At 67.6% G+C, this 23759-nt stretch carries 22 protein-coding genes; 13 read left to right on the top strand and 9 right to left on the bottom strand.

Annotated features, from left to right (window positions below):
* Nucleotides 1-23: 23 nt before the first annotated feature.
* A complete protein-coding gene (locus tag dqs_RS11820) occupies nt 24-884 on the bottom strand; it encodes an HDOD domain-containing protein (protein ID WP_011766002.1) in 861 nt (286 codons plus the stop codon).
* A 308-nt stretch (nt 885-1192) separates the two neighbouring features.
* Here dqs_RS11820 and dqs_RS11815 point away from each other — a divergent pair, with 308 nt between their 5' ends.
* Complete coding sequence (locus dqs_RS11815) at nt 1193-3214, top strand: methyl-accepting chemotaxis protein (protein WP_011766001.1); 2022 nt, start codon at nt 1193-1195, stop codon at nt 3212-3214.
* 31 nt (nt 3215-3245) lie between these two features.
* Here the strand turns inward: dqs_RS11815 and dqs_RS11810 are convergent, their stop codons facing one another.
* Together dqs_RS11810 and dqs_RS11805 are read right to left on the bottom strand one after the other, a co-directional pair.
* A complete protein-coding gene (locus dqs_RS11810) occupies nt 3246-4109 on the bottom strand; it encodes an SPFH domain-containing protein (protein ID WP_065340583.1) in 864 nt (287 codons plus the stop codon).
* Nucleotides 4110-4149: 40 nt separating this feature from the next.
* A complete protein-coding gene (locus tag dqs_RS11805; protein WP_065340582.1) occupies nt 4150-4590 on the bottom strand; it encodes an NfeD family protein in 441 nt (146 codons plus the stop codon).
* 231 nt (nt 4591-4821) lie between these two features.
* On the opposite strand from dqs_RS11805, the gene dqs_RS11800 reads away from it, so the two are divergent.
* On the top strand, nt 4822-5451 hold the full coding sequence (locus dqs_RS11800) for a glutathione S-transferase family protein (RefSeq protein WP_065340581.1): 630 nt from the start codon (nt 4822-4824) through the stop codon (nt 5449-5451).
* A 24-nt stretch (nt 5452-5475) separates the two neighbouring features.
* Here the strand turns inward: dqs_RS11800 and dqs_RS11795 are convergent, their stop codons facing one another.
* From dqs_RS11795 to dqs_RS11770, 6 genes are all read right to left on the bottom strand, one after another.
* Entirely contained in the window at nt 5476-6204 is a 729-nt protein-coding gene (locus dqs_RS11795; protein WP_065340580.1) for an amino acid ABC transporter ATP-binding protein, read from the bottom strand.
* Complete coding sequence (locus dqs_RS11790; RefSeq protein ID WP_221405607.1) at nt 6191-6844, bottom strand: amino acid ABC transporter permease; 654 nt, start codon at nt 6842-6844, stop codon at nt 6191-6193. Before dqs_RS11790 ends, dqs_RS11795 begins: the two co-directional genes overlap by 14 nt.
* The gene (locus dqs_RS11785; RefSeq protein WP_065340579.1) at nt 6844-7512 is read right to left on the bottom strand and encodes an amino acid ABC transporter permease; all 669 of its coding nucleotides are present in this window, start codon (nt 7510-7512) and stop codon (nt 6844-6846) included. The genes dqs_RS11790 and dqs_RS11785 overlap by 1 nt, the downstream gene beginning before the upstream one ends.
* A gap of 70 nt (nt 7513-7582) precedes the next feature.
* Nucleotides 7583-8401, bottom strand: a complete 819-nt coding sequence (locus dqs_RS11780; protein WP_011765994.1) for a transporter substrate-binding domain-containing protein — start codon at nt 8399-8401, stop codon at nt 7583-7585.
* A 51-nt stretch (nt 8402-8452) separates the two neighbouring features.
* The gene (locus dqs_RS11775) at nt 8453-9133 is read right to left on the bottom strand and encodes a FadR/GntR family transcriptional regulator (RefSeq protein ID WP_065340578.1); all 681 of its coding nucleotides are present in this window, start codon (nt 9131-9133) and stop codon (nt 8453-8455) included.
* Nucleotides 9134-9476: 343 nt separating this feature from the next.
* Nucleotides 9477-10466: a helix-turn-helix domain-containing protein gene (locus dqs_RS11770; RefSeq protein ID WP_011765992.1), complete on the bottom strand. Its 990-nt coding sequence runs from the start codon at nt 10464-10466 to the stop codon at nt 9477-9479.
* A gap of 471 nt (nt 10467-10937) precedes the next feature.
* Here dqs_RS11770 and dqs_RS11765 point away from each other — a divergent pair, with 471 nt between their 5' ends.
* From dqs_RS11765 to dqs_RS11715, 11 genes are all read left to right on the top strand, one after another.
* Nucleotides 10938-12092, top strand: a complete 1155-nt coding sequence (locus dqs_RS11765) for an amine dehydrogenase large subunit (RefSeq protein WP_065340577.1) — start codon at nt 10938-10940, stop codon at nt 12090-12092.
* Nucleotides 12092-12643, top strand: a complete 552-nt coding sequence (locus tag dqs_RS11760; RefSeq protein WP_011765990.1) for a MauE/DoxX family redox-associated membrane protein — start codon at nt 12092-12094, stop codon at nt 12641-12643. The genes dqs_RS11765 and dqs_RS11760 overlap by 1 nt, the downstream gene beginning before the upstream one ends.
* Nucleotides 12640-13242, top strand: a complete 603-nt coding sequence (gene mauD / locus dqs_RS11755; protein ID WP_011765989.1) for a methylamine dehydrogenase accessory protein MauD — start codon at nt 12640-12642, stop codon at nt 13240-13242. Before dqs_RS11760 ends, mauD begins: the two co-directional genes overlap by 4 nt.
* Before the next feature lie 21 nt (nt 13243-13263).
* Complete coding sequence (locus tag dqs_RS11750; protein ID WP_011765988.1) at nt 13264-13797, top strand: methylamine dehydrogenase light chain; 534 nt, start codon at nt 13264-13266, stop codon at nt 13795-13797.
* 7 nt (nt 13798-13804) lie between these two features.
* Nucleotides 13805-14284, top strand: a complete 480-nt coding sequence (locus dqs_RS11745; RefSeq protein ID WP_065340576.1) for a c-type cytochrome — start codon at nt 13805-13807, stop codon at nt 14282-14284.
* Between the two features lie 64 nt (nt 14285-14348).
* A complete protein-coding gene (locus dqs_RS11740) occupies nt 14349-15728 on the top strand; it encodes a DUF1329 domain-containing protein (protein WP_065340575.1) in 1380 nt (459 codons plus the stop codon).
* A 31-nt stretch (nt 15729-15759) separates the two neighbouring features.
* The gene (locus dqs_RS11735) at nt 15760-17556 is read left to right on the top strand and encodes a DUF1302 domain-containing protein (RefSeq protein ID WP_011765985.1); all 1797 of its coding nucleotides are present in this window, start codon (nt 15760-15762) and stop codon (nt 17554-17556) included.
* 127 nt (nt 17557-17683) lie between these two features.
* On the top strand, nt 17684-20047 hold the full coding sequence (locus dqs_RS11730; RefSeq protein WP_065340574.1) for an efflux RND transporter permease subunit: 2364 nt from the start codon (nt 17684-17686) through the stop codon (nt 20045-20047).
* Between the two features lie 11 nt (nt 20048-20058).
* Nucleotides 20059-21039: a WD40/YVTN/BNR-like repeat-containing protein gene (locus dqs_RS11725; RefSeq protein ID WP_065340573.1), complete on the top strand. Its 981-nt coding sequence runs from the start codon at nt 20059-20061 to the stop codon at nt 21037-21039.
* A gap of 10 nt (nt 21040-21049) precedes the next feature.
* Nucleotides 21050-21523: a tellurite resistance TerB family protein gene (locus dqs_RS11720; RefSeq protein ID WP_011765982.1), complete on the top strand. Its 474-nt coding sequence runs from the start codon at nt 21050-21052 to the stop codon at nt 21521-21523.
* A gap of 668 nt (nt 21524-22191) precedes the next feature.
* Nucleotides 22192-23694, top strand: a complete 1503-nt coding sequence (locus tag dqs_RS11715; RefSeq protein ID WP_065340572.1) for an aldehyde dehydrogenase family protein — start codon at nt 22192-22194, stop codon at nt 23692-23694.
* Nucleotides 23695-23759 lie beyond the last annotated feature (65 nt).

Raw genomic sequence — 23759 nt, 5'->3', positions numbered from 1 at the left:
GACGCCTGCGCTGGCGGGCGTCGTCAGCCGCACACGGCGGCGAGCATCTCCTGCTTGCTGCTGCGCGCGGCATCGAGCAGCGCGTCGAACTTGTCCTTTTCGATGCCCGCCACGCAGGTGTCCAGCAACTGCGGCCGGTGCTTGACGCCCAGCAGCGAATCGAAGGGGTTCGGCGTTTCGGCCGCGACGTTGGCGATGAACAGGATGTCGGCCAGGTTGGCGGGCGGCCACGAGCCGCCGTAGGGGTCCTCGTATTCGAAGGCGTCGAGCACCGCTTCCGGCAGTTCGAACACTTCAAGGATCGCGCGCGCCACCGGGTCGCTCCACGTGGAGACGAATTCGGCGAAGCGATCGAGGTTTTCTTCCAGCGCGGGGTAGGCGGAGGCGCGGGCGACGAGGAAGAACTGCCCTATGTCGACCATCATCCCGGCCAGCATCGCGGTGTCCGGCGTCACCGTGCGCAGGTGGCGCGAAAAGGCGTAGCACCACGACGCGACATCGACCGAGTGCATCCACAGCCCCGATGCGATGAGCCGGATCTGCTTCGAGCGGTGATCCTGCGACAGCTGTTCCGCCGCCACCGCAAAGGCCAGGCAGCGCAGCGAGGCCAGCCCGATGCGCTTGACCGCGTCGTTCACGCTGGTGATCTGGGCGCCGTAGGGGTTGAGCAGCACCGCGTTGGCCATGCGCACGACCTTGGCGCTGAGCACCGGCTCTGCGCGCACCACGTTGGCGATGTCTTCAAGCGACGAGGCGGGGTCGTCGGCGAGGCGCTTGATCCGCAGCGACACATCGAGCGAGGTCGGAAAGTTGAGGCGGCCTTCTTCCAGTTCGGCCTCGATCTGTTCGGAGAATGTCTGGGCCTGGGCTTCGAAGTCGTGCATGTGCATCGCTCGGCGGGAAGATGACGTGAAAGTTTAGCCTGCGGTGGCGGGCGAGGGCGAGCATTTCGGCCCCCGGCGATCGTGCCGCAGCGACCGCCCGGCCTTCGGCGATGTGTTTCCGGACGGCCCCCGGTATGGGCAGTGGCGGGGGCGGCAAGGCCGCGCTCGCGCCCGGCATCAAAGCGACGAGCACGGGGCGGCTTTGCCCGCTTATCGGCCGATGCCCGCCGCGGGGTAATGACTATCATGAGGTCGTCGTCGAATCGTGCCCGCGCGGCGCGTGACTTCGCCTTTTCTGGAGAGCGTCCATGGACGTCCTGTTTCGCCCCGTCATCGTTCTGCTGGATCGCCTGCGCTATCCGTACAAGTTCGCATTGATCGGTTTCGTCAGCGTCGCCGCGTCGGTTGCGCTGCTGGCCCAGATCTACATCGGCCTCAGCCAGGACATCGAATTCACCGAGCGCGAGGTTGCCGGTCTGACGCTGCTCGACCGTGGCTTTGCCGTGCTGGTGACCAGCCAGCAACACCGCGGCCTTTCCGCCGGCGTGCTGGGCGGCAGCGACGCGCTGCGGCCCAAGGTGGCCGAGCGCGCGGCGGCGCTCGCCGACGCGATGGCCAAGCTCGACGCGGAGCTGGCGGCACCGCAGTGGGCCCCGCTGCGCGGCTCGTGGGAGGATATCCGTGGGCGGCTGCAGCGGCTTGCCAGCAACGGGCTGAGCATGAGCGCCCCCGACAACTTCCGCGAGCACACCGCGGTGATCGAGCGCATGCTGAGCTGGATCGGAGATGTCGGCGATGTCTCCAATCTCGCGCTCGACCCCGAAGGCGACAGCTACAACCTGATCGACCCGATGCTGCACGCGCTGCCCGAGATGACCGAGCGCCTAGGGCGCCTGCGCGGCCGCACCACCGGGCTGATCGCGCGCGGTTCGGCCGAGCGCGAAGACCAGTTCGCCATCGTCGCCCAACTTGCCGAACTGGCGCAGACCTCTGCCCAGCTCAACGACCGCCTGCACCGCGCCGGACGCGAGAACGCCACGCTGCGTGACACCTTGGGCGCAGCCACCGTCGAGATCGACACCGCGGTGAAGCGGCTGCGCGATGCCGCCACCTCGCAGGTGCTGGAACAGCGTTTCTCCATGCAGCCGTCGGCCTTCTTCGACCTCGGCACCGAGACCATCGACATCGTGCTGCGCCACCAGCGCGACACGGTGAAGCCGGCGGCGGAGCGGCTGCTCGCGGATCGCCTTGCCGGCCTGCATGCGGCGATGGTGCGCGATGCGGTGCTGTCGGCGATTGCGCTGCTGATCGCCGCCTACCTGTTCATGGGCGTGTATTTCTCCATCCTGCGTTCGGTACGCGAGTTGTCGCGCGGCGCCCAGCAGTTCGCCAAGGGCGACTACCGAACGCGCGTCAGCTTCTCCGCGCAGGACGAACTGCGCGAGGTGGCGGACCGCTTCAATGCGATGGCGCACGACGTGGCCGAGCTGATCCGCGAGATCCAGCACGGCGCGGAGCAGGTCGGCACCTCGTCGGCCGAGGTTTCGACCGCGGCGCATCGGGTTGCCGCAGGCTCCGATACCCAGAGCGAGGCCGCCTCCGGCATGGCGGCGGCGGTGGAGGAGATGACGGTCGGCATCGACGAGATTTCGCGCCACGCCGGCACCGCGCAGACGCTGGCGGAACGCTCGGAGAAGCTTTCCACCGACGGCGGCGAGGTGATGAAGCGCACGGTGGACGAGATGGAGCGCATTGCCGCGGCGGTCAATGCATCCGCGGCCACCATCGGCGAACTCGGCCACAAGGCGCATCACATCAGCGCGATGGTGGATGCGATCCGCGAAATCGCCGACCAGACCAACCTGCTCGCGCTCAATGCCGCAATCGAGGCGGCCCGGGCCGGCGAGAGCGGGCGCGGGTTTGCGGTGGTGGCGGACGAGGTGCGCAAGCTTGCCGAGCGCACCGCGCGCGCCACCGAGGAGATCACCGAGATGGTGGGCTCGATCCAGCAGGGCACCGAAAAGGCGGTGGCGTCGATGGAAGCGGGCGTGTCGCGCGTGCGCGACGGCGCCACGCTGACGACCCAGGCGGGTCAGTCGATGGGCGAAATCCGCGACGGCGCGCGCGAGGTGCTGCAGGCCGTCAGCGACATCTCGCTGGCGCTGCGCGAGCAGAGCAGCGCCAGCGCCGACATCGCCCGCAATGTGGAGCGCATCGCGCAGATGGCCGAAGAGAACAGTTCGGCGGTGCGCGACACCGCCGAGATCGCCTCCACCCTGCAGTCGCTCGCGGGCGAGCTGGAACGCAAGGTCGAACGCTTCAAGGTCTGAGGCCCGGTCGCGCCGGGCACTGCGATGCGGTTCAGCCGCGGCCGCCGAGCTTGCCGACCAGTCCGCGCAGGGTTTCCTGCAGGTCGGCCGGCATCACCACCACCTTCGAACTGCCGCCCTGGCCCAGCTTTTCCAGCGAGGCGATGTATTTCTCGCCGAGCAGGTAGAGCATCGGCGTGGTCTCGTTGCCCACCGCCACGCTGACGCGGCGGATCGCCTCGGCGGAGGCTTCGGCCAGCATCACCTGGGCGTTGGCGTCGCGCTTGGCCGACTCCAGCCGCGCTTCCGCTTCCAGGATGGCGGCCTGCTTCTCGCCTTCGGCCTTGGTCACCGCCGCTTTGCGCTCGCGCTCGGCGGCGGCCTGCATCTCCATCGCGCGCTGCATCGACTGCGATGGCTTGATGTCCTGGATTTCCACCGACTTCACGGTCAGGCCCCAGTCCACCGCCTCGTCGGCGATGCTTTCGCGCAGCCGCGCCTTGATCTTGTCGCGCGAGGACAGCGCCTCGTCCAGCTCCATTTCGCCGACGATGGAGCGCAGCGTGGTCATGATCAGGTTGCGGATCGCTTCCGAGAAGTCGGTGACGCCGTACACCGCCTTGACCGGATCGGTGACCTTCACGAAGGCGATCGCGTTGGTGAGGATGACCGCGTTGTCGCGCGTGATGACCTCCTGTTCTTGCACGTCGAGGATGATGTCCTTGGTGACCAGCTTGTAGGCCACGGCGTCGAGATAGGGAATCAGGATGTTGAGGCCGGGCTTGAGCGTGCCATGGTACTTGCCCAGCCGCTCGACGATCCATTCTTCGCCTTGGGCGACGACGCGCACCCCCTTGGCGATGGTGACGGCCACGAAGACCAGCAATGCGATGACGAAGATCAGGCCTGCACTCATGCGATTCTCCTCGGAGGGTTGAAGCGGAAGACGGAAGGGCTCAGGCGCGGGTGACGCGCAGGAAGCTGCCCTCGATGCCGACGACGCGCACGCGCTCGCCGGCGGGGATGGCGGTTTCGGCGAGGCAGATCCATTCGTCGGCCCCCAGCACCGGGCGCTGGAAGCGCACCTTGCCGCGGCCGTAGGCCTCGATCGCGCCGACCAGCAGGCCGACCTCACCGATGACGTCGCCTTCGGCGGTGCCCGACAAGGTCTTGTGGCGGCGGTGCTCGAACACCTTGAACCACAGCACCGTCATCGCCACCGAGGCAAGCAGCCACAGCACAAGCTGCGCAGTCAGCGAAAGGTCGGCAACCAGCGCAACCAGTGCGACCAGCAGCGCACCAAGGCCGAACCACACCACAAAGAAGGCCGGAATCACGAGTTCCAGCAGGATCAGGGCGATGCCGCCCACCGCCCAGTGCCACCATTCCATGCTCATCGGGTTCTCCAGGTTTGGCGGCATTCTAGCCGCATCGCGCGTGCGGCCAGTGCATCGCACCGGCCCGATGGCGACGAGCGGTGGTAGCACCGCGTCGCGGAAGGCCGTGAGCGATGCCGTCCGCCTGCGCCCATGCCTGCGCTTGCGCCCGGCGGCCATGGAGCGCATCGTCGTTCCGGTTGTCCCATCCAGCGCTGCCGGCGCGCCGGCCATCACGGAGGAGAAGCGAGCATGAACGAACTGGTTCTATACACCCATCCCTATTCGCGCGGACGTATCGCCCACTGGATGCTGGAAGAGGTCGGGCAGCCGCACCGCATCGAGTGGGCCGAATTCGGCCCGGCGATGAAGACGCCGGAGTTCCTGGCGCTCAATCCCATGGGCAAGGTGCCGGTGCTGACCCACGGTGATGTGGTCGTCACCGAGGCGGCGGCGATCTGCGCCTACCTCGCCGACCGCTTTCCGGATAGCGGGCTGGCGCCGGCCGCGCATGACTCCGCGCGCGGCCCCTGGTACCGCTGGCTGTTCTTCGCCGCGGGGCCGGTGGAGCAGGCGGTGACCGCGCATTCGATGGGCTGGCAAGTGCCGGAGGGCAAGGATGCCTTCGTCGGCTTCGGCAGCTACGCGCGCGTGCTCGACACGCTGGAGAAGGCCGTCTCCGCGGCACCGTACCTGTGCGGCGAGTTCAGTGCGGCGGATGTGTACGTCGGTTCCCATCTCGGCTGGGGGATGATGTTCGGCAGCATCGAAAAGCGCCCGGCGTTCGAGGAATACGTCGCCAGGCTGCAGGCGCGGCCGGCGGCACAGCGTGCCGACCGCATCAACGCCGAGCGCATCGAAACCATGCAGAAGAAGGCCTGAGCCGCCCGGCGCCCCCGCGCCGTATCAACTCACCGCGCCGACGAAGGCGGCCAGTTCCGGCGTCTGCGGCGCGGCGAACACCGTCTTCGGGTCGCCGCTTTCGTGGATGCGGCCGTGGTGCATGAAGATCAGCTTGTTGCCGACCTCGCGCGCGAAGCGCATCTCGTGGGTGACCATGATCAGCGTCATGCCTTCGGCCGCGAGCTGCTGCACCACCGCCAGCACTTCGTTCACCAGTTCCGGGTCCAGCGCCGAGGTGATCTCGTCGCACAGCAGCACCTTGGGCTTCATCGCCAGCGCGCGGGCGATGGCCACGCGCTGTTGCTGGCCGCCGGAGAGCTGGTCGGGGAAGCTGTTGAACTTGTCGGCGAGGCCCACCTTCAGCAGCATCTCCTTGGCGATGTCCTCGGCCTCCGCCTTCGACGTGCCCTTCACCACGGTGGGTGCCAGCATCACGTTCTGGCCGGCGGTAAGGTGGGGGAAGAGGTTGAACTGCTGGAACACCATGCCCACCTTCTGGCGCAGCGCGCGCAGGTCGCCCTTGCCGTCGTGCAGCGCGGTGCCATCGACCCGCAGCTCGCCCTTGTCGATGGATTCCAGACCGTTGATGGTGCGCAGCAGGGTGCTCTTGCCCGAGCCACTGCGCCCGATCAGCGCGACGACGTCGCCCTGCTGGACATCGAGGTCGATGCCCTTCAATACGTGATTGGGGCCGAAGTGCTTGTGCAGGCCGGCGATCTTAACGAGCGACATGGAATTTCCTCTCCAGGCTTTTCGCGTACAGCGAGAGCGGATAACACAGGGCGAAGTAGCCGGCCGCCACCAGGCCGAACACCATGAAGGGCTGGAAGGTGGCGTTGGCGAGCATCGAGCCCGTCTTGGTGAGTTCGGCGAAACCGATGATGGAGGTGACCGCGGTGCCCTTGACCACCTGCACCGAGAAGCCGACCGTCGGCGCCACCGCGATGCGCAGCGCCTGCGGCAGGATCACATGGCGCATCTGCTGGGCGTAGGACAGCGCCAGGCTGGACGAGGCCTCCCACTGGCCCTTGGGCACCGCCTCGACGCAGCCGCGCCAGATCTCGGCGAGGTAGGCGCTGGTGAAGAGCGTCAGTCCGGCTGCGGCGGCGAGCCAGGGCGACACGTCGATGCCCAGCAGCGACAGGCCGAAGAACACGATGAAGAGCTGCATCAGCAGCGGCGTGCCCTGGAAGACCTCGATATAGCCCTTGGTGAAGGCCTGCAGTGCGCGGTTCTTGGAGATGCGAGCGAACAGGATGGCCAGCCCGACGATGCCGCCGAGCACGAAGGCGATCAGCGACAGCGCCAGCGTCCATTTGCCGGCGTCGAGCAGGTTGCGGACGATGTCCCAGGTGGTGAATTGCACGAACATCAGCGTGCCCTCCCGACCACGTAGCCCTGGCCGACCTGGATCAGCAACTGGCGGATCAGCAGCGCCATCGCGAAGTAGATCGCGGTGGTGACGAAGTAGGTTTCGAAGGCGCGGAAGTTGCGCGACTGGATGAAGTTGGCGGCGAAGGTGAGTTCTTCCGTGGCGATCTGCGAGCACACCGCCGAACCCAGCATGACGATGATCACCTGGCTGGTAAGCGCCGGCCACACCTTGGCCAGCGCCGGGCGCAGCACCACGTGGCGGAAGATCTGGCTGCGCGTCAGCGCCAGCGATTCGGCGGCCTCGATCTGGCCGCGCGGCGTCGCCTGGATGCCGGCGCGGATGATTTCGGTGGAGTAGGCGCCGAGGTTGATCACCATCGCCAGCACCGCCGCCTGCCATTCGGTCATCTTCACGCCGAGCGAGGGCAGGCCGAAGAAGATGAAGAAGAGCTGCACCAGGAAGGGCGTGTTGCGGATCACCTCCACATAGACGCCGAAGATGCGATCGAAGGGGGCGAGCTTCCAGGCGCGGCAGATCGCGCCGAGGATGCCGAGGCCGATGCCGAACACCGCGCCCACCGCGGTCAGCGCCAGCGTGAAGCCGGCGCCCGACAGCAGCAGGTCGGCGTTGTCGAACACCGGCGCAAAGTCGAATTGATAGGCCATCGTCGAGTCCGTTGAAGGCGGATCACAGGCATGCGTGCGGGGCCGCAGCCCCGCGCGCGGCGGCTTGCGCTTACAGGTCCTTCGGCAGCGGAGCGTTGAGCCAGCGCTGGGCGATGTCGTTGAGCGTGCCGTCCTGCTTGGCCTTGACGATGATCGCGTTCACCTTGGTCATCAGCGCGGTTTCGCCCTTGGCGGTGGCGACGTAACAGGGCGAGTTCTTGATCAGGAACTTGGCGCCGAGGCGGCGCAGCTTGGTCATGTCATTCACCGCGGCGGCCACCACGTTGCCGGTGGCGACGAACTGCACCTGGCCGGTGAGGTAGGCGGAGATCGTCGCGTTGTTGTCCTCGAAGCGCTTGATCGTGACCTTGGGCGAGGCGATCTTGGTCAGCTCCAGGTCTTCCACCGAGCCGCGGGTCACGCCCACGGTCTTGCCGTCCAGCTCTTCCACCTTGGTCAGCTTCACGTCTTCCGGCCCGAACACGCCGTTGAAGAAGGGCGCGTAGGCTTCGGAGAAGTCGATCACCTTCTCGCGGTCGGGGTTCTTGCCCAAGCTGGAGATCACCAGGTCGGCCTTGCCGGTGGTGAGGTAGGGGATGCGGTTGGTGCTGGTCACCGGGATCAGCTCGACCTTCACGCCGAGTTCCTTGGCGATCAGGTTGGCCATGTCGATGTCGTAACCGCGCGGCTTGAGGTCGGTGCCGACGCTGCCGAAGGGCGGAAAGTCCTGCGGCACTGCGACGCGCAGGGTGCCGGCCTTCTGCACGTTGGCCAGCACGTCGGCGCGCGCATCGGCGAGGCCGATGGTGGAGGCGACGGCGATGCCGGCGGCAAGGCCGAAGAGGCTGCGCAGGAAGGGGCGGCGGGTGGTGTGCAGCGCGTGGTTCATGTTGCGGGCTCCGTTTGGAAAGAAGGGCGAAGGGAAGAGAAAACGTCGGGCTCAGCCCGGCGGGCGGTAGTCGATGCCGATGCGGCGCGAGGCGCCGCCGAGGTGGGCATGCATCGCGGCGGCGGCGGCGGCGGCATCGCCGGCGAGGATGGCGTCGATGATCAGGCGGTGTTCGTCGGCCGGTTCCCAGATGCTCGCCGAACGCGAGAACGGCAGCCGCAGGCTGTGGCCGATCTGTTCGCGGAACTGGTGGGCGATCTCGATCAGGCCGGGGTTGCCGCAGAGTTCGGCGAGCAGCATGTGGAACTGCAGGTCCCAGTCGGCCGCCATCACCAGGTCGCCGACCTTGAGCGCGTCTTCCATGCCGGCCTGGATGGCGGCGAGGCGGGCGCGGCCGTCGTCGTCGATGCGCTGGGCGGCGAGCGCAGCCCAGGCGGGTTCGAGCGCGGCGCGGAATTCGATCAGCGCCTGCGGCGTCATGCTGGCGGTGCCGCGCAGCGGCTGGGTGGCGTCGCGCTGGCTGCCGGCGGTGACGAACACGCCTTTGCCCGGCTGGCTGCGCACGAGGCCGAGCGCTTCCAGCGTGGAGATGGCTTCGCGCAGCGAGGCGCGGCTGATGGCGAGCTGGTCGGCGAGTTCGCGCTGCGAGGGCAGGGCGGCGCCGGCGGCGAATTCACCGTTGGTGATCCGGCGTTGCAGGGCCTGGGCGGCGATGTTGGCGATGCTGGGCATGGTTTTCCGGGTGAGTGTTCTGACTGGTCGGACCAGTTGGGCCAGTAAAAGCAGATGGCGTGCCAACAGACCCATTTGCCGATTAGGGCTATCAAGAACGCCGGATGGCGCGGTGTTGAGCGTCGGCTGAAGGTGCGCGCGCGGGCTTGCCGGCCGGACGACGCGCGCCGCGATGGTGCGGACGCGCGTGCCGAGGAACCACGCTGGGGCGCGCCGAGCCGCGCGGCAGGCTGGAGAAACGGGGGTGGAGACGTGCGCCGGACGGCGCGTGGCGCCGGAGGGGGCGCCAGGAAGGGGGCGGAAGCGGGCGGAAGGGCGCGGCCGCCCCCTCCGCCCGTTCAGGTCAGCGCCGGGCGCTATCGACGTGGCGCAGGGTTTCGGAAGGTAGCTCTCCGAACATTGCCTTGTAGTCTGAGGCGAAATGCGACAAATGCCAGAAGCCCCAGCGCGCGGCGATGTCGGCCACGGTTTCGCCGCCCGGCTCGGCGCGCTTGAGGGCGCGGCGCACGCCGTTCAGGCGGAGGGCGCGCAGGAAGCTGACCGGGTTGAGGTTGAGCACGTCCTGGAAGCTGTACTGCAGCGTCCGCCGCGACACGCGCAGTTCGGCGCACAGGTCGGCCACCGTGATCGGCTCGTCGATATGGTGGCGCATGTAATCGCGCGCGCGTTCCACCACCAGCTGACGGGCATTGCCGGAGGGCGAGCGGTGCTCCGGCTCGCCGCCGATGGCCGCGAGCAGGGCCCCGTACACCGCCTGCTCCAGCCCCTTGCGCATCGGCGCGTGGCGCAGCATGTCGGGCGTGGCACGCAGGCTGGCCATCACGGTGCGAAGGAAGGCGCGCAGCGCGTCGGCCTGTGCCGCGGTGCCGGGCACCGTGCGACGGTCGCCGAGTTCGGCTTCGATATCGCGATGTTCCACCTGCAGCGCGTAGTCGTTCAGCGCCTGCGCGCTGGTCGTCACGGCCAGCACGTCGTGCAGGCGGGGCGTGCGGAAGTCGAGTTCGTCGCCGCCGCGCAGCGTGATCACCGAGTTGAAATCCAGCGTTTCGCCGCAGTACCAACCCGGCCCATCGACCTCGATCGGCACGCCGAAGGTGCGCGAGCCGGCCCAGGCCTGGCCGGCCTCGTGCACCGACTGGTTGGTGCGTTCGCGGAAGATCTGCACGTTGCCGAACCAGAACTCTTCGAACGTACCGGAGAAGACCCCGGCGGTGAGCTGGTCGTAGCGCTGGTTCCAGCGCTGCAGGCAGGAGGCGTGGTCGTCGGCGTCCCGGGTGTCGTGCCAGATGGCGCTGAAGGGTTCGTGTACGGCGGCCGGCGAGGAAAGGTTCATGTAAGCGCGACTCCACAACTGTGCTTGGTGGAAGTGCGCATGCACGGCCCGTGCCAGCCGTGGCGTGGGCGGCTGTGAGGCTTCATTCGGTCTGTCTCCTGACCGGAAGTGGTGCTTTTTCGTTATGGGTGACGCTCTGTTTTTTCAGCGTAAACCCGAAGCCGGGCGCTTCACAAGCCCCTTTTCGCCGACCTCGCCGCGGCGGCCCCGCAATGTTGCGGCGCATCGTCGGACAGGCGCCCGAATGGTGCATCGCACTATCACTTACGCCTCATTGCGCCGGTTTTCGCCCGCGATGCACGGCTTGCCGATTTCGGATAACGGCCGCTGCCGCCCTCGGACCAGAATCCATCTCAACCGCTGGCTTTGATCTGCATCAATCCGGCGGACCAAGACCAGCGTATCCGCCGTGCGCGGCGGATTCCGAGAACAACGCGGCGCCTTGCGCCGTGCCCGACAAGGAGGCTCGACGTGCTTCGACACCGTGCGTTGCGAACCTGTCTCGCCGCCGTGCTGATCGCCCTCGCGGGCGGGTCTGCCCAGGCCGAGCTGCAGGTGGAGATCCCGAAGACGGTGGATCTGCCGCCGCCCAATCCGTATCGCATCTACCTCTCCGACATCTCCATCGGCCACATCGTCGATGGCCGGCTGCACGTCATCGACGGCGACGCGCTGCGCTACCTCGGCGTGGTGTCCACCGCCTACGCCGGCCAGGCGGTGGTATCGCCGGACCGCAAGGAGATCTACGTCGCCACCACCTACTACTCGCGCCTGGCCTCGGGCGAGCGCACCGACACCGTGGATATCCACGACGCGCAGACGCTCGCCAAGACCGGCGAGATCGTCATCCCGCCTATCCATGCCCAGGCGCTGAACTACAAGGGCATCGTCCGCACCTCGGCCGACGGGCGCTGGCTCTACGTGCTCAACGCCACCCCGGCGATCTCGGTGACGGTGGTGGACCTGAAGGCGAAGAAGGTCGCGTCGCAGATCGACATCCCCGGCTGCTGGATCGTGCTGCCGGCGGCGAGCGCCTCCAACCGTTTCTCCACCATCTGCGGCGACGGCACCATGCTCACCGTCACCCACGACGACAAGGGCGAGCCGACCGACCAGCAGAAGAGCGCCGCGTTCTTTAACCCGGATGTCGATCCCGTCTTCATCCACGGCGAGCAGGACGGCGACACCTACCGCTTCGTCTCCTACGGTGGCGACCTCTACACCGCCCACGTCGGCGGCGCCGTCGCCAGCTTCGAGCCGAAGTGGTCGCTGCTCACGGACAAGGAGCGCAAGGCCGGCTGGCGTCCGGGCGGCTATCAGCTGCTCGCCCAGCACAACGCGAGCGGGCGCGTGTTCGTCGGCATGCACGATGGCGCCAAGGTCGGCAGCCACAAGTTTCCCGCCAAGGAAATCTGGACCTTCGACCTCAAGACCGGCAAGCGCATCGCGCGCAGCCCGGGCAGCAACGCCATTGCGCTCGCGGTCAGCCAGGGCGACAAGCCGCGTCTGTTTGCCTACGACGGCATGAAAGGCGCGCTCGCCGCCTACGACGCCGCCGCTGCGCCGAAGCTGATCCGCCGCATGGAAGGCGTGGGCGAGTCGCCTTCCCTGATGGAGCTGCAGTGATGGACGCGCTCGCACTCGACCCGGTGCTGGCGCGCACCTGCGGCGCCGCGCTGGCGGTGATCCTGCTGCTGGGCGCGTGGCAGAAGCTGCGTGATCTCGCGGTGTTCGAAGCCTCGGTGGAGCTGTACCGGCTGTTGCCCGAGCGCATGGTGCCGCTGTTCGCGCGGCTCTTTCCGCTGGCCGAAGCCGTGGCCGGAGCGGCGCTGCTGTTCGAGGCCAGCCGCAGCGCCGGCTTCGTGCTCGGCCTCGCGGTGCTCGGCGCGGCCACGCTCGCGGTGGCCATCAATGTGGCCCGTGGCCATACCGACATCGACTGCGGCTGCGGTGGCGCCGAAGGCCACACCCGGCTGTCGTGGGCGCTGGTGGCGCGCAACACGGTGCTGCTCACGCTGCTGACCCTCGGCGCGCAACCCGGCAGCGAGCGCGCGCTGGTGTGGATCGACTACCTCTCGGTGGCCGGCGGCACGCTGATGCTCATCACCCTCTACGCGGCGGCCAACCAGCTGCTCGCCAATCACCCCAATCTCGCCCAATTGAGGAGCCGCTCATGAACGAAGCGCTGATGATCTCCAACGTCCTGCTGTGGGTGGCGGTGCTCGCCGCGCTGGTCGGACTGTTCGCCCTCGCGCGCCAGATCGGCGTGCTCTATGAACGCGTCGCGCCGATGGGGGCGCTGATGCTCGATACCGGGCCGCAGGTGGGCGAAGCCGCGCCGGTGTTCGACCTGCCGCACCTGGTCAATGCCCGCGAGCGCGTCTCGCTCGGCCTGCCGGGCGACAAGAGCACGCTGCTGTTCTTCCTGTCGCCGACCTGCCCGGTGTGCAAGAAGCTGCTGCCCATCCTGCGCTCGGCCAACCAGTCCGAACGCAGCTGGCTGCGCGTGGTGCTGACCTCGGACGGCGAGCAGCCCGAGCACCTCGCCTTCTACGACAAGGCCGGCCTGCAGGACTTCCCCTACGTGCTGTCGCGCGAGCTGGGCATCGCCTACCGCGTCGCCAAGCTGCCCTACGCGGTGCTGATCAGCGAACACGGCCGCATCGCCGCCAAGGGGCTGGTCAATTCGCGCGAACAGCTCGAAAGCCTCTTCACCGCCAAGGAACTCGGCGTCGCCTCGGTCCAGGACTACCTGGAACAGCCGGGCCGCGCCTGATCACCACAAGGAGAAGCCGGAATGAAATGGCTCGATGAATTCTTCGAACGCAAGACGCGCACGGTGGCGCAGCGCGCCTCGCGCCGCAGTGCGCTGATCAGTATCGGCAAGCTGCTGGTGGGCTCGGCCTTCGTGCTGCCGGTGCTGCCCTTCGACCGCACCGCCCAGGCCGCCGGCGCCGCCGCCAAGAAGGCCGGCGGCAAGGCGCCCACCGACGAGGACTGCGAATACTGGCGCTACTGCGCGCAGGACGGCTACCTGTGCAACTGCTGCGGCGGCACCGCGTCGAGCTGCCCGCCGGGCACCGAGGCCTCCAAGGTGTCGTGGATCGGCACCTGCCACAACCCCGAGGACGGCAAGGACTACCTCATCAGCTACAACGACTGCTGCGGCAAGACGGCCTGCGGACGCTGCTTCTGCAATACCAACGAGCGCGAGATGCCGGGCTACCGCATGGGCCTGCACAACGACATCAACTGGTGCATGGCCAACGACTCGACGATGTTCCACTGCACCATGGCCACCGTCGTCGGCCTGGCCGAGACCACGCGCTGAGGCAAGCATGAACGGGACGCGCGGGCGAGGGCAGGGCAGGGCAGGCGGACGCGGCGTCCCGGCGCTGCTGGCCTCCGCGCTGCTCTGCACCGCGCTGCCCGCCGCCGGCAGCGACGATGCCGGCAAGGCGCGCTACCAGTTCATCCTCAACTGTGCCGGCTGCCACCAGGCCGACGGCAGCGGCGCGCGGTCGGGCGGCGTGCCCACGCTGCGCGGCCAGATGGGCCATTTCCTGAAGACGCCGGAAGGGCGCGCCTTCCTCGTGCAGGTGCCGGGCACCTCCAACTCCGCACTCTCCAACGCCGACATCGCCCGGATGCTCAACTGGATGGCGGCGGCCTTCTCCGCGGCCACCCTGCCGCCCGACTTCCAGCCCTACACCGAGGCCGAGGTCAGCGCGCTGCGCGCCAACAAGCTCACCGATGTTTCCGGGGCGCGCCGCGCCATCGTCGCCCGCCTGGCCGCGGAGGGCATCCGCATCGAATAAGCGCGCCGATTTCCTTCCCCAACGATTCCGTTTCCGCACTTTCTTCTCCGACGAGGACACCGACATGACCAAAACGACAAGTAAATCGCTCCGTCCGGCACTGCTGGGCATGGCGATCGCCGCCCTCTTTGCCAGCAACGTCGCGCTTGCCGCCGCCACCGACGCGGAAGTTGCCAGCCTTGGCAAGACGCTGACGCCGATCGGCGCCGAAGTGGCCAAGAATGCTGACAGCAGCATCCCCGCCTGGGCGGGCGGCATGACCCAGGTGCCCGCGGGCTGGAAGCCGGGCAAGCTCGACCCCTTCAAGGACGACAAGCCGCTGTTCAGCATCGACGCGAGCAACGTCGACAAGTACGCCGACAAGCTCTCCGCCGGCCAGATGGCGCTGATCAAGACCTACAAGGGCTACCGCATGGACGTGTATCCGTCCCGCCGCAGCTGCCCGGTGCCGGATTTTGTCGCGGCCCAGACCAAGAAGAACGCCACCACCGCCAAGCTCGGCGCCGACGGCTGGCAGCTGGAAGCGGTGCAGGGCGCGGGCATCCCTTTCCCCTTCCCGAAGAGCGGCGCGGAGGCGATGTGGAACTACAAGCTGCGCTACACGGGCCAGGGCCGGCGCGCGCAGATTTCCGCGCTGATGCCGGACAAGGACGGCTCCTACGTCGAGAACAAGCAGTGGGCCTATGAGCTGTACCCGTTCAACGATCCCAAGGTCACCGGCCCGGCCGACGTGGGCGGCGTGGAAAGCAAGCTGCTGTACGACGTGCTGTCGCCGGCTTCGCGCGCAGGCGAGGGCTACCTGATCCACGCCTACATCGACAAGCCGCAGGACGCCTGGATCTACTTCCCCGGCCAGCGCCGCGTGCGCCGTTCGCCGACCTTCGCCTACGACAACCCGATCGCCGGCTTCGACAACCTCTACTTCGTCGACCAGATCAACATGTTCACCGGCGCGATCGACCGCTACGACTACAAGCTGGTCGGCAAGAAGGAGATGTTCGTCCCGTACAACACCTACAAGCTGATCGACAAGAGCAACAAGTTCAAGGACATGCTCGGCCCCGATTACGTCAATCGCGACTTCATCCGCTACGAGCCGCACCGCGTGTGGGTGGTGGAAGCCACCGTGAAGGGCGACAAGCGCCACTCCTTCGCCAAGCGCGTGTTCCATTTCGACGAGGACTCGTGGGCGCTGCTGCAGGTGGACATGTACGACGCCAAGGGCAACCTGTGGCGGGTGCAGGAAGGCAGCCTGTGGGCCGCGCCCGACGTCGGCGCCTGCATCACCTACGAAACCCAGATGTACGACCTGGTCGCGCGCCGCTACGTGACCGACAACTGGACCGCCGAAGGCGAGGTGATCGACCTCACCGCCGCCAAGGAAGGCCGCGTGAATGCCGCCACCTTCAGCCCGGACGAAATGCGCCGCCGCGGCGAACGCTGATCCAGACCGACCGCTTCCAGGAGAAAACAACATGAATGACAAGACGATTGCGCATCGTCGGGCGGCGCGCGCCCTGGCACCCTCCACGCTGGCACTGGCGGTGGCCGCCACCTTGTGGTCGCCGGCCAGCCACGCCTTCCGCTTCGGCTCGGAAGAAGGGCTGTCGGGCAGCTTCGACAGCACCGTGTCCTTCGGCGTGATGGCCCGCACCCAGTCGGCCGGCTGCTCCACCATCGGCAACGACAGCGGCGGCTGCAACAACGGCACCAACAACGAACTCAACGCCAAGCAGGCCGGCCGCGGCTATGCCAACGCCGACTTCAACTTCACCAACTTCGACGACGGCAACCTGAACTACAAGAAGGGCGACATCGTCTCGGCGGTGCTGAAGGGCACCCACGACCTGTCGCTGAAGCTGCCGGACGGCTGGAGTTCGCTGGTGCGGATGACCTGGTTCCACGACTTCAAGTCGTCCGACACCCGCCGCACCGACGTAGACAGTGCGGCCGAAGGCGAGGTGACGCTGCTCGACGCCTGGGTGGCGAAGAGCTTCTCCATCGGCGAGCACAACGGCAAGATCAAGTTCGGCAACCAGGTGATCTCCTGGGGCGAGGACATCTTCATCCTCGGCGGTGTGAACCAGATCAACGCGATCGACCTGCAGAAGTTCCACGTGCCCGGCACCCAGTTGAAGGAGATCTTCATCCCGGCGCCGATGCTGTCCGGCTCCTTCGGTCTCACCGAAAACCTGGGCATGGAGGCCTACTACCAGTTCGCCTGGAACAGCTTCAAGTTCGACCCCTCCGGCACCTTCTTCTCCACCGCCGACGTGCTGGGCAAAGGCCGCCGCAACGCCTTCGTGCCGACCAGCATCATCGAGGACTTCGCCGGCCCCGGCGCCTGCGCCGGTCTGCCCACCGGGCATTGCGGCGACAACCCGGGCATCTCCGACGCCGATGCGATCGCCGCCGGCATTGCGGTGCCTTACCTCGGCACCAACAAGCCGCGCAAGGGCGGCCAGTACGGCATCAACTTCCGCTACAACGCCGACGAGATCGACACCGAGTTCGCCTTCACCTACCAGCGCTACCACGACAAGCTGCCCTTCCTCGGCTTCACCGGCAACACCGCCGGCGCGGTCACCGGCTATTTCATCGCCTACGGCGAGGACAAGGACCTGTACGCGGTTTCGGCCAACACCAAGATCGCCAACGTCGCGGTGGGCATGGAACTCTCGTACCGGCCCAACGACAGCGTCGGCATCGACCCCACCGTGCCCTTCGGCTCGCTGGCCGGCGCGTTCGACAAGTACAGCGTGTATGACGTCGGCAGCCACCCCGGCTTTGTCGAGGAAGAGAAGTACCAGCTGCACCTGACCGGCTTCTACACCTTCTCGCACAACGACCCCCTGGGCGGGCTGGCGAAGGCGATCGGCGCGACCGACGGCTTCATCCTGGCCGAAGCGGCGGTGACCCACTACCCCGGCCTGGACACCAGCGGGCGGATTCCGTACTTCCTGCCGGACTACTCGCTGCCCGACAAGACCTCGTGGGGCTACGTGGCCGAGATCGGCGTGAATTACCCCAATGTCTTCGGCAGCGGCATCACGCTGACGCCGCAGATCGACTGGTATCACGACGTGGCCGGCACCAGCCCGAACGCGATTCCGTTCGTCGCCGGCCGCAAGGCGCTGACGCTGTCGCTGTTCGCCAACTACCGCGACCGCTGGAAAGGCGCGATCCAGTGGGTGAACTTCCACGGCGGTGGCGCCAACAACCTGATGCGCGACCGCGATTTCATCTCGGCCAGCCTGTCGTACTCGTTCTGATGCCGCACCCCGACCGGCGCTCCGCAGACGGCTGCTCCCAGTGCGGGGGCGCCGTGGCGGAGCCGCCGGGCGGCGCCGGCGTGCATCCGCACCGGCGCCACGTACTCCCCGAAATGGAATCCCCGACATGATCGAGAAACTCGTGCTGGGCCTGCAGCGCTTCTGCTTCAGGTTCCGGCTGCCGATCCTGGTCGCGCTGCTTGCCTTCACCGCGGTGATGGGCACCTTTGCCGCCCGCCTGCACATGAGCGCCGGCTTCGACAAGCAGCTGCCGCAGGATCACGAATACATCCAGACCTTCAACCAGTATCGCGAGGTGCTGTTCGGCGCCAACCGCATCATCGTCACCGTCGAAGCGAAGAACGGCGACATCTGGAACGAGAAGGCGCTGACCAAGCTGTACGACGTCACCCAGGCGCTGTTCTTCATGAAGGGCGTGGACCGGCGCACGGTGAGTTCGCTGTGGACGCCCAATACCCGCGCGGTGCAGATCACCGAGGAGGGGATGAAGGCCGAGGACGTCATCGGCGGTGACGTCACCGTGAAGGCGCTCACCCCGGACAACATCGCCGCGATCCGCGAGCGCACCATCGTCGGCGGCTTCATCGGCAGCCTGGTGGCCAACGATTCGTCCTCCGCGATGGTGGTGGCCGAACTCGCCGACCCCGATCCGCAGACCGGCGAACGGCTGGACTACTTCGAATTCAGCCAGCGGCTGGAAAAGGAAGTGCGCGACGCGTTTTCCGACGACGACGTGCGCATCCGCATCATCGGTTTCGCCAAGCAGATGGGCGACATCTCCGAAGGCGCCACCAGCGTCATCGAGTTCTTCGCGCTCGCCTTCCTGCTGACCGCCGCGGCCGTGTATTGGTACACCCGCTCGTGGGTGCTCACCTTTCTGCCGCTGGCGTGCTCGCTGGTGTCGGTGGTGTGGCAGTTCGGCACCATCACGCTGCTCGGCTTCGGGCTGGACCCGCTCGCCATCCTGGTGCCCTTCCTGGTGTTCGCGATCGGCGTGTCGCACGGCATCCAGCAGGTGAATTACATCGCCAAGGAAGTCATCAACGGCGCCGACGGCTACACCGCCGCCAGCCGCAGCTTCACCGGCCTGTTGGTGCCGGGCACGCTGGCGCTGATCACCGCCTTCGTCGGCTTCGCCACCCTGGTGCTGGTGCCGATCCCGATGATCCGCGAGCTGGCGATCACCGCCTCGGTGGGCGTGGCCTACAAGATCGTCACCAACCTCATCATGCTGCCGGTGCTGGCGAGCTACTTCCGCTTCGACGACAAGTTCGTGCTGCGCGCGAGCAAGGTCGAGGGCATGCGCAACCGCATGATGGCCGGGCTGGGCGTGCATATCGCCAACCCGCGCAACGCCGCCATCGGCACGCTGGTCGGCATCGCGCTGATGGGCGTGGCGGTGTGGCAGAGCCAGGGCCGCCACGTCGGCCACGTGCTGCCGGGCGCGCCGGAGCTGCACGACGATTCTCGCTACAACCAGGACGTGGAAGCCGTGGTGGCGCGCTACAGCCTGGGCCTGGACCTGCTCACCGTGGTGGTGGAAACCCCGGCCGACGGCTGCTTCCGCCACGACGTCATGAGCCATGTGGATCGCCTGACCTGGCACCTGGCCAATGTGCCGGGCGTGCTGTCGGCGCAGTCGCTGCCGACGCTGACCAAGCTCGCCGCCTCCGGGGTGAACGAGGGCAATCCGAAGTGGGCGGCACTGCCGCAGGAAGAGCTGACGCTGGGCGAGGCGGTGCGCCAGGTGCCCGAGGGGCTGCGCCTCTTCAACGCCGACTGCACGCTGCTGCCGGTCAATCTCTACCTGGCGGACCACAAGGCGGCGACCATCAAGGAAGTGGTGGAGGCGGTGAAGCACTTCCGCGCCACCCAGCCCTTCGAGGGCGTCACCGTGCGGCTGGCCAGCGGCAACGCCGGCGTGCAGGCCGCCACCAACGAGGTGGTCGAGCATTCCGAGCTGCCGATGATGCTTTATGTGTACGCCACCATCCTGGTGCTGGTGTTCGCGGTGTACCGCGACTGGCGCGCAATGATCGCCTGCTGCGTGCCGCTGACGCTGGCGACCTTCCTCGGCTACTGGTTCATGAAGTCGCTCGACATCGGCCTCACCGTGGCCACGCTGCCGGTGATGGTGCTGGCGGTGGGCATCGGCGTCGATTACGCCTTCTACATCTACAACCGGCTGCAGATGCACATGGCGCACGGCGAGGACATCGTCACCGCGTTCAAGCAGGCGCTGCGTGAAGTGGGCGTGGCCACGGTGTTCACCGCGGTGACGCTGTCGATCGGCGTGGCGACGTGGTCGTTCTCGGCGCTCAAGTTCCAGGCCGACATGGGCATGCTGCTGACCTTCATGTTCATGATGAACATGCTGATGGCGATCACCCTGCTGCCGGCGCTGGCAGTGACCATAGACATGCTGATCCCGCGTCGCGGCCCGGTGCGGGCGCCGCTGATGGCGCACTGAGGAGGCCCGCGATGACGATCAAACGCAAACTCCTGGCGCTGTGCGCCGCACTGGCCGCGGCGGGGGCGACCACGGTGTCGCTGCACGCCGCCGGTTCGGCCTCCAGTGCCGGCCCGGTGCCGGCGATGAAGGCACGGCTGGCGGCCAAGGTGCCGGTGACCGGCATGGCGCGCGCCGGCGACGCGCTGGTGGCGGTGGGCGACTACGGCACCGTGGTGCGCTCCACCGACAACGGCAAGAGCTGGCAGCAGGCCGAAGTGCCGGTCAGCAGCCTGCTTACCGCGGTGCATTTCGCCGACGCCCAGCGCGGCTGGGCGGTGGGCCACGGCGGCGTGGTGCTGGCCACCACCGACGGCGGCGCCAACTGGACGCTGCAGCAGGTGCTGGACGACAAGCCGGTGCTGCTGTCGGTGTATTTCGCCAGCGCCGAACGCGGCTACGCGGTGGGCGCCTACGGCACCGCCTGGCGCACCGAGGACGGCGGCCAGAGCTGGGAACCGATGAGCGTGGGGCAGGGCCGCGACGCCGACCTCCACCTCAACCACATCTTCGCCACCCGCAAGGGCGCGCTCTACGTGGCCGCCGAAACCGGCTTGGCGTTCCGCTCCACGGACGGCGGCGACAGCTGGACCGCGCTCAAGCCCGGTGTGTCCGGCTCGCTGTGGGGCGGGCTGGAGGCAGGCGACGACGTGGTGCTGCTCGGCATGAGCGGCCGCGTGCTCGCCAGCCGCAACGGCGGCGACAGCTGGCGCGCGGTGTCGGGCGACACTGAACAGTCGCTCACCGGCGCGGTCTCCACAGCGGACGGCAAGCTGCTGGTGGTCGGCGCTGGCGGCGTGATGCTGCGGGGCGACGCCTCCGGCCTGAACGCTGAAGTGCGCGGCGACCGCCAGAACCTCGCCGCCGTGGTCCTCGCGGCCGACGGGAGTGTCGTCATCGGCGGCCAGCTCGGCGTCGAACGCCTGTCCGCTTCCACCACGACCTCGCACTGACGGAGAACCCATGCTGACCCGATTGATCGCGCTGCTGCGCGGCGACCTCGCTGCCGAAGCGAACGAAACCGGCCCCTTCCAGCGCCGCCACATCGCCGTGGCCGCGCTGCTGCTGGAGGCGATGTACGTGGACCACCGCGCCACCGAACAGGAGCACGCCGCGGTCACCCGCCTGCTCGGCAAACAGTTCGGCCTGCAGGAAGGGCACGCGCAGGAACTGCTGCGGGTGGCCGAGGAGCGCTACGCCGAAGTGCTGGACGACTGGGAATTCGCCGAGGCAGTGCGCGCCGGCTTTGGCCCCGCCGAACGGCAGGAAATCCTGACGCTGCTATGGGAAGTGGCCTATGCCGATGGCGATCTCGCCAGGCTGGAGGACCGGCTGATCAGCCGTCTCGCGCGTCAGCTCGAGCTGGACCCCGAGGCCGCGGACGCCGCGCGTGCGGCTGCGGTGGCACGGTCGGGGTTGATTGACGGGGGGAGTTAAGTAACGCGCTCGGCGGCGGTCGGGTCTTGCTCCTCCCCCTTCAAGGGGGAGGCGGGGAGGGGGATGGGGTTGGGCGCACGCCGCATCTAACCCCATCCCCACCCCAACCCTCCCCTTGAAGGGGAGGGAGCAAAACAGGCCAACCCGGGAGCCTCCGCTTCGCTCCGTCGTTCAGCAGGCGGCAAGCGGTGCTTGCCGAAACCCCTGCCTCACCCCCTTGAAGGGGAGGGAGCAAGACAGCCCACCCGGTAGCCGGTGCCAGAGGCACCGTCGTTCAGCAGGTGGCAAGCGGTGCTTGCCGAAACCCCTGCCTCACCCCCTTGAAGGGGAGGGAGCAAACAGGCCAACCCGGGAGCCTCCGCTTCGCTCCGTCGTTCAGCAGGCGGCAAGCGGTGCTTGCCGAAACCCCTGCCTCACCCCCTTGAAGGGGAGGGAGCGAAACAGGACAGCCCAGGAACCTCCGCTTCGCTCCGCCGCTCCGGCGGCGCAGAGCAGTGTTCTGCGAAACCCTGCCTATGCCCCCTTGAAGGGAAGGGATGGGGCTGCGCCGAGCCTGACCCATCCCTCCCAGCTTCCCCTTTAGGGGAGCGGGGAGTCAGACCGTTTCGCTTGCCACGACTGCCCGATAGCAGCAAACAGTTCACACAACCACAAGAGGAGACAACCACGTGACCCTGTACCCCGACCAACTCATCAGCCCCGCCACCCGCGCCTTCCTCGCCCGCCCCAAGCGGATGCTGATCGGCGCCGAATGGTCCGCCGCCGTCAGCGGTGAAACCCTGGCGGTGCTCGATCCGGCGACCGGGCAGGCTTTCGCCACGGTGCCGGCTGGCGGTGCCGCCGACATCGACCGCGCGGTGGCCGCTGCCCGCCGTGCCTTCGAATCCGGCGAGTGGCCGAAGATGCGGCCGGTGGACCGCGAGCGCCTGCTGCTCAAGTTTGCCGACCTGATCGAAGCCAACGCCCAGGAACTCGCCGAGATCGAGGCGCTGGACAACGGCAAGCCGGTGATGATGGCGCGCCATGTGGATGTGGCGCTGGTGGTCGATTTCCTGCGCTACATGGCGGGCTGGGCGACCAAGATCGAAGGCTCGACGATGGACGTGTCGGTGCCGCTGATGCGCGACCGCGAACTCTTCGGCTTTACCCGCCGCGAGCCGGTGGGCGTGGTCGGCGCCATCATCCCGTGGAATTTCCCGCTGCTGATGGCGGCGTGGAAGGTTGGCCCGGCGCTGACCTCCGGCTGCACCATGGTGTTGAAGCCGGCCGAAGAAACGCCGCTCACCGCGTTGCGCTTCGCCGAACTCGCGCTGGAAGCCGGCTATCCGGCCGGCGTGCTCAACGTCGTCACCGGCCACGGCCACACCGCCGGCGCGGCGCTCGCCAGCCACAAGGGCATCGAGAAGGTGGCCTTCACCGGCTCCACCGAGATCGGCAAGCTGGTCGGCAAGGTGGCGATCGACAACATGACGCGGGTGTCGCTGGAACTGGGCGGCAAGAGCCCGGTGATCGTGCTCGACGATGCTGATCCCGCGATGGCCGCGGCCGGCGCGGCGCAGGCGATCTTCTTCAATCAGGGCCAGGTGTGCACCGCCGGCTCGCGGCTATTCATCCACAAGAGCCGCTTCGAGAAGGTGGTGGAGGGGCTGTCGGGCATTGCGGCGTCGATGAAGCTCGGGCCGGGCATCGATCCCTCCACCCAGATCGGTCCGCTGGTGTCGGCGGTGCAGCAGCAGCGCGTGCTCGGCTACATCGAGAGCGGGCTTGCGGAAGGCGCCAGGGCGGCCACCGGCGGCGGAGCGGGCGGCGACGCCGGCTACTTCGTCAAGCCGACGGTACTGGTGAACACCCACGACGCGATGAAGGTGGTGCGCGAGGAGATCTTCGGCCCGGTGGTGGTGGCCATGCCTTACGAGGACCTCGACGAAGTCGCCCACCGCGCCAACGACACGCCGTACGGCCTGGCGGCGAGCATCTGGTCCAACGACCTGACCCGGGTGCACCGGCTGATCCCCAAGATCAAGGCCGGCACCGTGTGGGTGAACTGCCACAACATCCTCGACAACGCGATGCCCTTCGGCGGTTACAAGCAGTCCGGCATCGGCCGCGAGATGGGCCGGGCGGTGCTCGACATGTACACCGAATCCAAGTCGGTGATCATGGCGCTCTAAGCCGCGGCAGTTTCCGCTCAATCCTTCATGGTGTTGCGGTCGGTCGGCCGGGTGGATACCCGGGC

The sequence above is a fragment of the Azoarcus olearius genome, assembly GCF_001682385.1.
Lineage (GTDB): Bacteria > Pseudomonadota > Gammaproteobacteria > Burkholderiales > Rhodocyclaceae > Azoarcus > Azoarcus olearius.
The sequence above is the reverse complement of the archived record's forward strand: the minus strand, read 5'-3'. Positions and strand labels throughout refer to the sequence as shown.

Bases quoted from the DNA above. Each gene is read 5' to 3' on its own strand.
- dqs_RS11820 (WP_011766002.1), bottom strand. From the start codon at position 884: ATGCACGACTTCGAAGCCCAGGCCCAGACATTCTCCGAACAGATCGAG.
- dqs_RS11815 (WP_011766001.1), top strand. From the start codon at position 1,193: ATGGACGTCCTGTTTCGCCCCGTCATCGTTCTGCTGGATCGCCTGCGC.
- dqs_RS11810 (WP_065340583.1), bottom strand. From the start codon at position 4,109: ATGAGTGCAGGCCTGATCTTCGTCATCGCATTGCTGGTCTTCGTGGCC.
- dqs_RS11805 (WP_065340582.1), bottom strand. From the start codon at position 4,590: ATGAGCATGGAATGGTGGCACTGGGCGGTGGGCGGCATCGCCCTGATC.
- dqs_RS11800 (WP_065340581.1), top strand. From the start codon at position 4,822: ATGAACGAACTGGTTCTATACACCCATCCCTATTCGCGCGGACGTATC.
- dqs_RS11795 (WP_065340580.1), bottom strand. From the start codon at position 6,204: ATGTCGCTCGTTAAGATCGCCGGCCTGCACAAGCACTTCGGCCCCAAT.
- dqs_RS11790 (WP_221405607.1), bottom strand. From the start codon at position 6,844: ATGTTCGTGCAATTCACCACCTGGGACATCGTCCGCAACCTGCTCGAC.
- dqs_RS11785 (WP_065340579.1), bottom strand. From the start codon at position 7,512: ATGGCCTATCAATTCGACTTTGCGCCGGTGTTCGACAACGCCGACCTG.
- dqs_RS11780 (WP_011765994.1), bottom strand. From the start codon at position 8,401: ATGAACCACGCGCTGCACACCACCCGCCGCCCCTTCCTGCGCAGCCTC.
- dqs_RS11775 (WP_065340578.1), bottom strand. From the start codon at position 9,133: ATGCCCAGCATCGCCAACATCGCCGCCCAGGCCCTGCAACGCCGGATC.
- dqs_RS11770 (WP_011765992.1), bottom strand. From the start codon at position 10,466: ATGAACCTTTCCTCGCCGGCCGCCGTACACGAACCCTTCAGCGCCATC.
- dqs_RS11760 (WP_011765990.1), top strand. From the start codon at position 12,092: ATGGACGCGCTCGCACTCGACCCGGTGCTGGCGCGCACCTGCGGCGCC.
- mauD (WP_011765989.1), top strand. From the start codon at position 12,640: ATGAACGAAGCGCTGATGATCTCCAACGTCCTGCTGTGGGTGGCGGTG.
- dqs_RS11750 (WP_011765988.1), top strand. From the start codon at position 13,264: ATGAAATGGCTCGATGAATTCTTCGAACGCAAGACGCGCACGGTGGCG.
- dqs_RS11745 (WP_065340576.1), top strand. From the start codon at position 13,805: ATGAACGGGACGCGCGGGCGAGGGCAGGGCAGGGCAGGCGGACGCGGC.
- dqs_RS11740 (WP_065340575.1), top strand. From the start codon at position 14,349: ATGACCAAAACGACAAGTAAATCGCTCCGTCCGGCACTGCTGGGCATG.
- dqs_RS11735 (WP_011765985.1), top strand. From the start codon at position 15,760: ATGAATGACAAGACGATTGCGCATCGTCGGGCGGCGCGCGCCCTGGCA.
- dqs_RS11730 (WP_065340574.1), top strand. From the start codon at position 17,684: ATGATCGAGAAACTCGTGCTGGGCCTGCAGCGCTTCTGCTTCAGGTTC.
- dqs_RS11725 (WP_065340573.1), top strand. From the start codon at position 20,059: ATGACGATCAAACGCAAACTCCTGGCGCTGTGCGCCGCACTGGCCGCG.
- dqs_RS11720 (WP_011765982.1), top strand. From the start codon at position 21,050: ATGCTGACCCGATTGATCGCGCTGCTGCGCGGCGACCTCGCTGCCGAA.